An 11713-nucleotide genomic window follows, 5' to 3' on the forward strand; every position below is an offset into this window, starting at 1 on the left:
GAATGCTTTGAAATACAGAATTAGCGGATGTCCTGGAGGTACAGTCCGCCGTCTGTAACGATACTTTCATCTTTCGTTAAGCCGGACTGGATCACAGTGGTGTCGGCATTTACAGACATGATTTTTACTTTCCTTTTTACATAACGGTTTTTACCGGTTGCTACAAATACGTAATTGCTTTCATTGGTAAGGAATACCGCTTTGGATGGTATAACCACGGCTGGTGCGGGCTTCTCGAAGAATTCGACTGTTACATACATACCCGGACTCAATAATCGTTTACTATTGTCTGCTTCCATGAGTACTTCGATGCTTCTGGTTTCATCATCCACTACTGGCCCTATATGGAATATTTTGCAGGTCAGTTTTGCATCCGGCATAGAAGGAATGGTGATCATACATTCCGATGCATTGCGTACTTTCTGGATATCTTTTTCTTTTACTTGTCCTGCGATCCATACTTTACCGAGGGCGGCGATCTTTGCTACAGCAGCGCCATCGTCTTTGATGAATTGGCCCAGTACTACTTTGTTTTCCAGGATTTCGCCGTTGATAGGTGCATAAACGGTCAGTGGTTGCCCGAGTGTAATGGTTTCTGGATTCGCTTTAAACACGCGGATACCCATTACTGCATTTTCATATTCCCGTTTCTCTACCTCATAGGCTGTTTGTGCTTCTTCCAGATCTTTGGCGGTACCTACGCCATGTTCCATGAGATCTTTCTGGCGTTGTAATGTTCTTTTAGCCTGTTCCAGTTGAGATTTTTCCTGGAAATAAGTTTTTTGTGCTGCAAAGAAGTCTGGTGAGCTCAGTTCGAATAAAGGTGTTTGCGGCGTGCATTGTTTTCCAAGGGAGAGGTAGGATCTTACTACTCTTCCGCTAAAAGGAGACGCAATTTCCGCAAAGGCGGTAGGTATGGTTTTCACCATACCTGCCGTTGTGAAAGTGTTGCTGTAATCCTGCATGCCGACAGTATTGGTTTTAATGCTACCTGCCACCACACCGCTATCGGCTACTAGGATGGTGTCCATACGTAAACTATTGCTAACAGTCTGCTGAGCGTCCTGGTGGTTATTGCAGGAACAGAATAAGGCAAGTCCTAACGCGCCACCGGCGTGTAAGAATTTCGTTTTTTTCATGTTTGTTTTTATTGTAGGAAGATGCGACTATGGTATTACAGCCACTGACTAAACTTTTTAATGAACCATGTTTTTATAACCTGTGTTAAAAGACAATAACTGAGCAATATGCCGATCAGCCAGGGAAAATAGGACAGCGGCAAAGGTTCCATTTTTAAGGAACTGGCGAACGGAGAGAAAGGAATAGCAATCCCGATCATCATAATCACGGTAGTCAATAGAATCACCGGTGTAGCAGCAATACTTTGAATGAACGGTATCTTCCGTGTACGGATCATGTGTACGATCAAGGTTTGAGACAATAATCCTTCTATAAACCAGCCACTTTGGAACAGGGATTGTTTTTCCGGCATATTGGCTTTGAAGAAATAGAACATGAGGAAGAAAGTAGCATAGTCAAAGATGGAACTGATAGGTCCGATATAAATCATGAACCGGGAAATACCAGAAGCATCCCATTTTTTCGGACGTTCCAGGAATTCTTCGTCCATTTTATCCCATGGAATAGATATCTGGGAGATGTCATACAATAGATTTTGCACCAGTAACTGTACGGGCAGCATGGGGAGGAAGGGCAGGAATGCGCTCGCACCCAGCATACTGAACATATTACCAAAATTACTGCTGGCAGTCATCTTAATATATTTGATGATATTACCGAAAGTACGGCGGCCATAGATCACCCCTTTACGCAATACGGTCAGGTCTTTTTCCAGCAGGATGATATCCGCGCTTTCGCGGGCAATATCCACGGCGGTATCTACGGTGATGCCTACATCTGCTTGTCGGAGGGCAGCGGCATCATTGATACCATCACCCAGGAATCCAACGGTATGGCCACTTTCCTGGAGTAGTTTTACAATCCTGGATTTCTGGTCAGGACTCAGTTTGGCCAGGATGGATACTTCTTTCAGGTGTTGTTTTAGCAGTTCATCATGCATTTTTTCGATATCTCTACCGAGGAGAACCTGATCTACTGGAATGCCCACTTCGCGGCATATTTTCCGGGTCACAATTTCGTTGTCGCCGGTCAGTACTTTGATATTTACGCCTAGTTGTTGTAAGGCTTTGATAGAAGTGACTGCGGAAGGTTTTGGAGGGTCCATGAATCCGATGAAGCCGGTCAGTGTCATGCCTCGTTCATCTTCCACCGTGCAGGGTTGGTCGCCTGGGAAGTATTCTTTGATGGCCACGAGTAATACGCGTAATCCATCTTCATTCAATTTGGAAGAAATTCTTCTGATATTCTGGCGCAGGTCATGTTCCAGTGGAATGGTTTCTTTGTAGTCTTCTGGAATAGCAGGATTTACCGCGCGGTCGCATACTTGGAGCATTTCTTCCACCGCGCCTTTGCAGATCATGAGGTGAGAGCCATCCGCTTGTTTGAGGATAACGGACATGCGTCTACGTTGAAAATCGAATGGTAGTTCATCTACTTTTACGAAATTTTCTTCAGGATGTAAACTGCCATGCAATTCCACATGTTTCAGCACAGCCACATCCAGCAGGTTTTTCAGGCCAGTTTGGTGATAACTGTTGAGGTACGCCCAATTGAGGACTTCATCATCTTCATGACCGAGGATATTCAGGTGTCTTTCGAGCACAATAGTATCGAGGGTCAGGGTACCTGTTTTATCTGTACACAGGACGTCCATGGCGCCAATATTTTGGATAGCATGGAGTCTCTTTACAATCACTTTTCTTTTACTCAGTTGTACGGCTCCTCTGGCCAGGTTGGCGGTAACGATCATGGGCAGCATTTCTGGGGTGAGACCTACTGCTACTGCGATGGCAAAGAGGAGGGCTTCCCACCAGTTTCCTTTGATGGTGCCGTTGATCACAAAGATCAGGGGTACCATGATCACCATGAAACGGATGAGGAGCAGACTTACCTTATTCACCCCTTTATCGAAGCTGGTTTCCGGTGATTTTCCGGTAACGGCTTTGCTCATGGAGCCGAAGAGGGTGAGGTTGCCGGTGTTCACCACGATGGCGGTAGCGGTGCCACTAATCACGTTGGTGCCCATGAAGCAGATATTTTCCAACTCCAGGATGGCTTTATCTCCATTTTCAACGGGGCCGGCGCTTTTTTCAACCGGTAATGCTTCCCCAGTGAGCATGGATTGGCTGATAAACAAGTCTCTGGAATAGAGAATACGACAATCTGCTGGCACCATGTCGCCGGCAGAGAGGTGTACAACATCTCCAGGAACGAGGTTCTTTATTTCTGTTTCAATTCTTCCTTCGTCTTTACGTATGGCCGTGGCAGTTACACGTACCATATTGCGGAGCTTTTCAGCCGCGTTGGTACTGCGCATTTCTTGCCAGAAGCGAATGAAAGCACTGACAAATACCATGATACCCACCATGAGAACGGTTTTGTAGTCACGTTCGCCAGGAGCGGCCATGTATACATCAATAAAGAAGGAGATGCAGGCAATTAAAAGGAGTATTCCAATGAAAGGGTTCAGGAACGCATTGAACAGTTGTTTATACCAGGATGGCGCTTTTTCATGATGTATTTCATTAGGCCCCCAGGTGGTCAATCGTTCGTGGGCTTCTTTGTCTGTGAGTCCCTCTGGTTCGCTGTCCAGCATGGAATAGAGAAATGGCTGTGAAGCTGCGGCGGCATTGCGCAGTTTAACAGCAGCAGCGTTGGCGCGGCCTGCACCAGGAAATTTTTCCCTATACGCCTTTTTGAGCCTGTCGGCTTTTACGGCAGTAAAGTTCATAAAAGGAATTTTAACAGATTAGGAAACCAGGTTAGGGTGAATTGACAAGGGAATCTCCTGGTCAGAAGAGTGCATGGCGAAAGGCCGGATTAAAACGGATATTGCGCATAAAGACTACTGTTGCCCAGCAGCCTTTATGAGCTGCTGGCGGTTAGTGAATTATATGATAGAATTTACTATAATACGGATCTGCGTCCATAGCCAGTTGTTTTTTTAATTACGCTGCAAAAGTAGCGCCATATAATAGGAAACGTGATTAGGAGATAATAAGTTTTTTATTAGAATTTTATTAGAGATTTTTGTTCCTCTTAAATGTTTGTAAACCATATGGAACAACCCACTATTTTTAATCGGCAGGAATGGATAAGATTATCGGAAGACACGGCTCGGCAGGAGCTGCAGCAGTTGGTCAAAGACCGGTTGCCAGGATTTAGTATTAAAGGATTTCAACGTTTTGAACGGTACGGCCAGGAGAATTTTACGGCCATCCTTGATTTTGAAGGAAAGGAGTTTGTTTTTGTCCCGGGAGACATGGTTACCCTGGGTTTTGATGCGCGCTCGATGCCATTGGAATTCTGGAAAGAGTTACTGGCGCCGTATGAATGGCCTGAAGAAGATGTGGAGCCTTACTTTCAGGCGCGTTTTTCTCCAGTACGACAGGTAACGATTGGGCCCATGATTGTAGAAAGGGAAGCGGTCAATAAGGGATACTTTGAAGTACCCCTAGACGATGAACGCCTTACCAGTGAGAAAGACTATGCCAGGGTGCTGAAAGAGGTCAGCGAAACACAACGGGAACAATACAGTTATAATATCGCGGGGCGGTACCAGGTAGTGAAATCAGGAGATAAGATCACGGCTATGCTGTATTACCCGGCTGGGCTGGAGGAATTGGTGGCCGAAGTTACTGCCAGTGGTTTCCGGCTCCCGACGGAAGATGAGTGGGAATATCTCTGTGGAGGAGGTTCCCGTACGATCCATCCTTGGGGGAATAAATTCCTCACTGGTGAAAAGCACCATCATTTTTCCGCAGATCATGACAAAAAGGAGTCTTTCTTCCTGGACCACCCTAATCACTTTGGATTAACCATTGCAAATGACCCTTATAAATTCGAAGTAATGATGGATAGCGAGTGGTTCCTGAAGGCCGGAGATGGTGGCTGCAACATCTGTGGTGGCTCGCCTATGGAAATGGGCTATCTACCTGTATCCTCCTATTACAGGGAGCCTTATATCTTCGAACCGGATATGAATTATGAGGAAGAAATAACCGGCGATTACACTTTTATCAGGCGGATAATAAGATTATAATTTCTTGTTTATGTCGTTCCTGCCCGCCGGGCAGGAACGACATAAAAGATCAAATAACTAAATAACTTTCTTCACTACTTTGCCCTTGGCATCCATTGTTTCCAGGTATGGGGTGCCGAGGCTATCCACCATCAAGCGCAGTCTTACTTTGCCATCAGGGCCATTGATTTGAAGGCCGGCAACGCCGTTTGTAGTGTTCAGATTGATTCTATTGACACCGCTGCCAAGAGGGGCGCCAGGTACCTTGTCATTGACCATTAAACCAGCGCTGAAATTCTTACCGGCGAGGTCTTCTTGGGTGATGATACCGATGGCATCATTGTTATCATAGTCGAAGGCCATTACGCGGAAACCGGAGCCATTTGCTTTGGCCATGGCCAGTCCGCCGCATTCGTTCCCTTTTTCATCATAGAAGATAAACCCGGCAGGATTGAACCTGCGTTTGTAGGTTTGGCCACCTACCATTGGAGGGGGCGTGCGTTCTTCATTGGCGATAACAATCCTGTTGTTTCCTTTGTCGTCTACGATGTTGATGCGTTTTACAGAAATTTCATCAAAGGTTTCCTTTACATTTTTAAAGGCCATCAGCATCATAGCCAAGCCTACAGTAGTGATGCAGGAATAGATAATAAGAAAGCGATTCGTGGAGTTGGGTGATTTTAACATATTGAGATGGATTATATACGGGATTTCATATAGCCGACGAAGTTAGTATATAATCCTCACATGTTTTATTGCTTCTTATCAGTTTCCTCCTTCCATAAATTGCTGGACGAATTCATTGTAAGCCAGGCCCACAGGGAGTTCTTTATCGACAGATAATACGCGTCGTTGTACCAGTACCGTTTCTTGTTTAACGGGATTAAATCCTTCTGTCGTCACTTCTTTCCAATAAATTCCTGAGCCTCTTTTTTGCCAAGAAGGAAGGTCATTGAAATTGATGCCATGCGCAAACAGCAGTTCATTTTTATCGGATGTGGAGAGTTTGTTGATGCGTTCTGTTGCTTCAACAGCGGTATGGGAGAGACTCCGCAACAGCCAATAGCAGTGCGCGCTCAGCGAATTGCGATGCGCGTCTTCATGTCTCCATCTAAAATAATCTGATACCAGTGAACTATTTGGGAGTTGGCATATTCTACAATCGAATGTACCAATATCTCCCAACTGCATAGAAAAGCGTGCGCTGGCTTCCGCCGCAAGAATGGAATTGTATTTCCGTTCTTTTCTGCTGAACGCATTTTCATGTAGATGGAATAATAGGGAGATTTCATCGCTCTGCGTATAGCCGTATACGATATTGAAGCCGCATGTCATCAAGTGACGGACTGTTTCAATCATATATTCGTGGAAACGCGGATCAAAGGGTTTTTCAAATGCATGTTTCTCTTTCGTCAGTTTGGTAAAGTTGCGGCCATCAATTCTGGCCACCATATACATTTCAGGGAGAATGCATTTATCGTCATGGGTTTCAAATACCCGCATTTTCTTATCTAGGTCATCAAATTTCATGCTGCCAGGGTTTTATGTCGAATTGGTTATCTTTTATGGTAACGTAAAACATTTCATCAAATCCTTCTTCAGGAGAGGGTATCTGCAGTCGGTTATAGGCGCCTCGTACGCCCTTCTCCGGAATGAGCGCCTTACCGCTTCTGGTATTGTTGCGAATGAGGGCTTCTCCCAAGTTCGACTGAAAGTAATAGCACCGGATCTGATATTGGTGCTGTTTGGCCAGGGATATGTATTTGGCCCGGTCTGCCACCGTGAGATTAGTATTGTCAATGACGAATTTCTGGGAGGTACGTAAGCATGCGTCCAGGAATATGTCTTCCCGGTTTCTGGTATTTAGCAGATCTAAAGAGATGCGTACATGTGTGGCAAAAAAATGCTGCTGGTAAAAGCTGGATTTACCTGTTGCCTGAATCCCGCAAAATATAATAGCTTCCATTACTACTTGGTTGGCAGATTTATTTTCACCGATATTAGTAAAAACCAGAAGATACAACAAATATTCCGTAGCTTCCTAAGACCCATGATACCACCGGATGAGGCAGTTAGATAAATTCACTATATTTGCCGCAAAGCAGATGATTCCAAAGACTGCGATAATTGCTAAAGATTGTCTTTAACCTCATCGTTAGGTGCAATAACTAACAACATTGTTAGCCATAAAATAAGAACGTCATGCGAAAAAGAAATAATGCCCAATCGGTTAATAGGAATGTAATATTGAAACTATTTCCCTTGTTCCGACGTTAAATCGGAATCTGCTACTACTGTACATGTTTTTTGGATTTTAAAAATGCTATCTGTCAATGAAAAGTAAGCTGTCATTCCTGCTCCTGTCACTCCTTTTTTACCACTACAGCAATGGGCAGTCGGCCCCTGGATTTAAGGAGTTGCTGGATAGCGCCATGGTACGGGATGCAGATCTAAGAACGCAACTTACTAAAAACAAGTTGACCGTGCTAGATGAGCATAAGTTGAAAGATGTTTACCTGCCTACCCTGGAATTGAGTGGTATGGCCGGTTATATGAATGCTACCGCACATGTTATTTCACCGGAATTGAACCTGCAACCCTTCCTGAATATCCCGGAAGGTAAATACAACAATAACATCAATGTTTCTGGCTTCTCAGGGCTGGCAAAAGCAGATGCCAAAATGTTGTTGTATTCCGGCGGAAAAGTAAAATACCTGCGTAAAGCGGTAGAAGAGAAAAAGATGTCCGAGGATATCTTGCTGGAGAAGACTTCTGATGAAGTAATTGCGGTGATTTCCAGTGCCTACGACCAGTTGGCGCTGATACATCAATCGAGAAAGGTGTTGGATGAAGGTAAGCGTAGGCTCGATGCCAATCGTAAAACAGCCGATAAGGCTTTAGGTTATGGCCTGATAACGCCTTACGATCATAAAAAAATAGAATTGGCCCAGGCCACCCTGGATGCAAAAATCGCGGAATATGAAGGGAAAAGGGACCTATTGCTAACACAATTGGAAGTATTAACCGGGATAGACAAAGGTCGACTCCAACTGATAGCACCCGTATTGGTAGCAGTGGTGCCAGAAACGCCTCGTAAAACCATTGAAGACCGAGCGGAAATCCGGGCGTTAGACCGCGGTATTACTGCATCCGGTTACAAAATAAAAGCAGAACAAACTTGGTGGATTCCCAAAGTACAGTTAATGGCGTCTACTTATTACCTGGGACTGTATGGCACGAGGATAAAGTCGTCTGACAATATCATACCTCCTATACCGGCCCTTAATTACCCAGGGCATAAATTGGACTGGAGGCCCACCAATTTGAATATATTCCCCATATTCCTGGGAGGCATCGGATTCAAATGGGAGATCTTTGACGGTCGGGAAGGTAAACATGCCATTGAAACGGCTCGCATTGACCGGGAACTGTTAGAGAACCAGAAATATGATGCTAGGCGTAAGCTAACGTTAAATCAGGCAAACAATCAATCGAACTACGAGATTGCCAATGCCCAGATTGCGCTAAAAAGGAAGCAGAAAGAAGTGGCAGGCGATGCCCTAGTACAGGCTGAAAAAGAATTCCGCTACGGTATGACAAAATCTACCCAGTTGATAGAAGCCGAAAACGACCTAGAGATGGCAGAACTGGATTACCAGAATGCTATCTTTAATCAGCGCAGAGCAGCTATTGAAATGATGAGATCCACACAGGAACTGGACGTCAATAAGCTGTATTAATGCTAGCCGCTTCAGGAAAACAATAATCATGACCATTAATCAATAAGAAATGAGAATATCTACCTGCATACTTTTTATCAGCATACTGATACTAACGAGTTGTGGTGCTCGTAAGCGGGAAGCAGATAAATTCGAAGGGAAGGCTAAAAAGGATGTGATCTCCTTTGCTCCGAAAGTTACCGGCAGAATATTGAAAATCTATGTAGCCGAAGGGCAAACAGTAAAGAAAGGGGATACCCTCGCCCTGCTGGATGTACCAGAGGTTTCCGCTAAAATAGCCCAGGCGCAGGGCGCAGTGAATGCAGCCACCGCACAAGAACTGATGGCTAAAAACGGTGCTACCGCAGATCAAATGAAACAATTGCAGGCAAAGTACGATGGCCTCAAAGAGCAGTATGAATTCGCATTGAAATCCTATAAGCGGGCTACCAATATGTTTAACGACAGTCTGATGGCGCCACAGGCCTATGACGAAATATATGCTAAATATAAAGGAGCTAAAGCCCAGTTTGATGCGGTAGTGGCAGAGTTGAACGATGTGAAAAAAGGTACCCGCAAAGAGAAAGTGGAAATGGCCGCCGGACAAGCTTCTCAGGCGAAAGGCGCTTTGCAAGAAGCGAATGTAGCCTACTCCGAGCGTTATGTGATTGCCACCAATGATATGGAAATAGAAACCATCAGTTTGAGACAAGGTGAACTGGCCACCGCCGGATTTGCATTATTCAACGGTTATATTCCTGGTAGTACCTTCTTCCGATTTACAGTACCAGAAAGCAAAATAGGACAGTTTAAAAAAGGAGAGGAGGTACAGTTGCAGGTTGTGTATAATAAGGAACAGGTGAGTGGTACCATTTCATCAATCAAGCAACTGACCCGCTATGCAGATATCACCACTGCTTACCCCGACTATCAATTGCAGGATGCAGTGTACGAGATCAAAGTACAACCGAAAGAGATGAGCAAAACCCAGGATATACTGGTCAATGCAAGTGTTATACTGAAATAATCACGCATGAAAGAATTTATCCGATTATTAAAACGTGAGTTCAGGCTGTTCATCGGCAATAACACCTTGCGTACTGTATTCTTCCTGGCTCCTGTGTTTTATGCTACCTTACTGGGCTTCGTGTATAAAAGCGGGAAGGTGGAAAATATACCGGTGATTGTAGTAGATAAAGACAACACTCCACTATCCGGACAGCTAGTAGAAATGCTGGACGATAACCGGAGTATTAAGGTGGAAAAGTATCTGCAGGAACCCTCCAGTATTGAAAATGAGGTTATTCGGAAACAGGCCGCTGCGGTGGTGATCATTCCCTCCCGATTTGAAGCAGATATCCTCCAGAAAAAATACCCGGAAGTAAATGCTTACATCAATACCGGCAATGTACTGACCGCCAACTTTGCCTCCAAGGCCTTGCAACTCACGATCGGCACTTTCTCGGCAGGGGTATCCATTAAAGGATTACAGAAAATGGGTATGCCGGCAGTTAGGGCTGCTACGCAATATGAACCGTTTAAAACGAATTATATTACCCTCTTCAATACCACCAGCAACTACCTCATATTTATGTGGCCTGCTATGCTGGCAGTGGTATTGCAACAAGTTATCCTCCTGGCAATGGCGGTAAGCTTTGCCGCAGAATTCCAACGAGGATCATTTGTAGAAGAATATAGGAACATGCGCAGATGGGCATTCCCTATCATGTTGATTAAAGTGATTCCCATCTGGTTTTTCTCCATATTGATTGTATCTGTATACTATCTGATGCATATACTTTTCAGGGTTCCCTTACCAGAGGGTATATGGAGCTTTATCTGGTTGACAGCATTCTTTGTGGGGTCTGCATCTTTCATGGGGGTGTTTGTCAGCATACTGATCCCGGATGCATTAAAAGCCACACAGATATTAATGGTGATAGCTTCACCGGCGTTTATCATCAGTGGTTTCACCTGGCCGCTCAATGCTATGCCGACTTTCGTCCAATGGATGGCCAATATTATCCCACTGACGCCATTTTTGCAAGCATTTAAGATACTATTGATTCAAAAAGGAGATGTGGTGCTAACGTATCCGTATATACGGCATCTGGGTATATTAATTCTCGTATATGGATTCCTGGGATGGTTGGCGTTGAAGATAAAGCTGCGACTGATATTCAAGGCTACTACGAAATAATCTAACTAGCAATAATAAAAGCGGCTGCTGATCTTCTGTATCAGCAGCCGCTTTTCTATTATACGTATGGACCAATAACGGACAAGATATTTCCGGCTGGGTCTTTAAACCAAGCGATGGTAGGACCGTTGCCGCGCATGATACCTTTTGCATCCGTTTGAATGTCGCCGGTGTATTGTTCAAAGGTAATACCCTTGTCTATCAGGTTGTCTACTGTTTTGTCTACATCATCTACTTGAAAATTCAGTACGGTAAAAGTGGCTGGTTCGTGATTGGGTTTAGGATAGACGATTATCTTTTGGCCCCCGGGTATATTCAATGTCAACATTGACATGGGGGCAGGGGATTCATCCGTTTGTACTCCTAGAAGATCCTGATAAAATGCTTTTGCTTTCGTCAGGTCATCAACTGAAAAGCTGCTGAACGCAGATGTAAATCCAAGCATGGCTGTGAGTTTTCATGTAATTTACCTAAATCACATTAGAATTGTAGCGGAGAGTACCTTAAGCGCTTATTTTTTGTAACTTTATAGAATAAGAAAAAAATCTTTCCTTTGTGTGCAATAATTTATGCTATCAAGGAAGGATATAAATAAATATACGAGTTGCTGACGGACCGGCTTTGTATAATTCC

General features: G+C 44.4%; 10 protein-coding genes. 4 read left to right on the forward strand and 6 right to left on the reverse strand.

The window, feature by feature from the left end; genetic code table 11:
* Positions 1-20 precede the first annotated feature (20 nt).
* Together JO154_RS12235 and mgtA are read right to left on the reverse strand one after the other, a co-directional pair.
* Entirely contained in the window at positions 21-1139 is a 1119-nt protein-coding gene (locus JO154_RS12235; RefSeq protein WP_291945795.1) for an efflux RND transporter periplasmic adaptor subunit, read from the reverse strand.
* Positions 1140-1174: 35 nt separating this feature from the next.
* Entirely contained in the window at positions 1175-3871 is a 2697-nt protein-coding gene (gene mgtA / locus JO154_RS12240) for a magnesium-translocating P-type ATPase (RefSeq protein WP_291945797.1), read from the reverse strand.
* 327 nt (positions 3872-4198) lie between these two features.
* Between mgtA and JO154_RS12245 the strand changes: the two genes are divergently transcribed.
* Positions 4199-5182 carry an SUMF1/EgtB/PvdO family nonheme iron enzyme gene (locus JO154_RS12245; RefSeq protein WP_291945800.1) on the forward strand — a complete coding sequence of 328 codons (984 nt, stop codon included), beginning with the start codon at positions 4199-4201 and terminating at the stop codon, positions 5180-5182.
* 57 nt (positions 5183-5239) lie between these two features.
* Here JO154_RS12245 and JO154_RS12250 read toward each other — a convergent pair whose 3' ends face one another.
* The 3 genes from JO154_RS12250 to JO154_RS12260 form a co-directional block, all read right to left on the reverse strand.
* A complete protein-coding gene (locus JO154_RS12250; RefSeq protein WP_291945802.1) occupies positions 5240-5848 on the reverse strand; it encodes a hypothetical protein in 609 nt (202 codons plus the stop codon).
* A gap of 78 nt (positions 5849-5926) precedes the next feature.
* On the reverse strand, positions 5927-6691 hold the full coding sequence (locus JO154_RS12255) for a tRNA(His) guanylyltransferase Thg1 family protein (protein WP_291945805.1): 765 nt from the start codon (positions 6689-6691) through the stop codon (positions 5927-5929).
* Entirely contained in the window at positions 6681-7127 is a 447-nt protein-coding gene (locus JO154_RS12260; protein WP_291945807.1) for an AAA family ATPase, read from the reverse strand. Before JO154_RS12260 ends, JO154_RS12255 begins: the two co-directional genes overlap by 11 nt.
* A gap of 367 nt (positions 7128-7494) precedes the next feature.
* Between JO154_RS12260 and JO154_RS12265 the strand changes: the two genes are divergently transcribed.
* The 3 genes from JO154_RS12265 to JO154_RS12275 are packed head-to-tail and all read left to right on the forward strand — an operon-like array spanning position 7495 to position 11080.
* Positions 7495-8901, forward strand: coding sequence for a TolC family protein (locus tag JO154_RS12265; protein WP_291945809.1), 1407 nt, complete (start codon positions 7495-7497; stop codon positions 8899-8901).
* A gap of 49 nt (positions 8902-8950) precedes the next feature.
* Positions 8951-9907 (forward strand): biotin/lipoyl-binding protein, encoded by a 957-nt coding sequence (locus JO154_RS12270; protein ID WP_291945811.1) that lies wholly within the window; start codon positions 8951-8953, stop codon positions 9905-9907.
* Between the two features lie 6 nt (positions 9908-9913).
* Positions 9914-11080: an ABC transporter permease gene (locus tag JO154_RS12275; protein ID WP_291945813.1), complete on the forward strand. Its 1167-nt coding sequence runs from the start codon at positions 9914-9916 to the stop codon at positions 11078-11080.
* 58 nt (positions 11081-11138) lie between these two features.
* Here JO154_RS12275 and JO154_RS12280 read toward each other — a convergent pair whose 3' ends face one another.
* Positions 11139-11525: a VOC family protein gene (locus JO154_RS12280; protein WP_291945816.1), complete on the reverse strand. Its 387-nt coding sequence runs from the start codon at positions 11523-11525 to the stop codon at positions 11139-11141.
* Positions 11526-11713 lie beyond the last annotated feature (188 nt).

Source organism: Chitinophaga sp. (genome assembly GCF_019236475.1).
Lineage (GTDB): Bacteria > Bacteroidota > Bacteroidia > Chitinophagales > Chitinophagaceae > Chitinophaga.

Excerpts from the sequence above, each read along its gene's own strand:
- JO154_RS12255 (WP_291945805.1), bottom strand. The coding sequence starts at position 6,691 with ATGAAATTTGATGACCTAGATAAGAAAATGCGGGTATTTGAAACCCAT.
- mgtA (WP_291945797.1), bottom strand. The coding sequence starts at position 3,871 with ATGAACTTTACTGCCGTAAAAGCCGACAGGCTCAAAAAGGCGTATAGG.
- JO154_RS12275 (WP_291945813.1), top strand. The coding sequence starts at position 9,914 with ATGAAAGAATTTATCCGATTATTAAAACGTGAGTTCAGGCTGTTCATC.
- JO154_RS12280 (WP_291945816.1), bottom strand. The coding sequence starts at position 11,525 with ATGCTTGGATTTACATCTGCGTTCAGCAGCTTTTCAGTTGATGACCTG.
- JO154_RS12260 (WP_291945807.1), bottom strand. The coding sequence starts at position 7,127 with ATGGAAGCTATTATATTTTGCGGGATTCAGGCAACAGGTAAATCCAGC.
- JO154_RS12235 (WP_291945795.1), bottom strand. The coding sequence starts at position 1,139 with ATGAAAAAAACGAAATTCTTACACGCCGGTGGCGCGTTAGGACTTGCC.
- JO154_RS12265 (WP_291945809.1), top strand. The coding sequence starts at position 7,495 with ATGAAAAGTAAGCTGTCATTCCTGCTCCTGTCACTCCTTTTTTACCAC.
- JO154_RS12250 (WP_291945802.1), bottom strand. The coding sequence starts at position 5,848 with ATGTTAAAATCACCCAACTCCACGAATCGCTTTCTTATTATCTATTCC.
- JO154_RS12270 (WP_291945811.1), top strand. The coding sequence starts at position 8,951 with ATGAGAATATCTACCTGCATACTTTTTATCAGCATACTGATACTAACG.
- JO154_RS12245 (WP_291945800.1), top strand. The coding sequence starts at position 4,199 with ATGGAACAACCCACTATTTTTAATCGGCAGGAATGGATAAGATTATCG.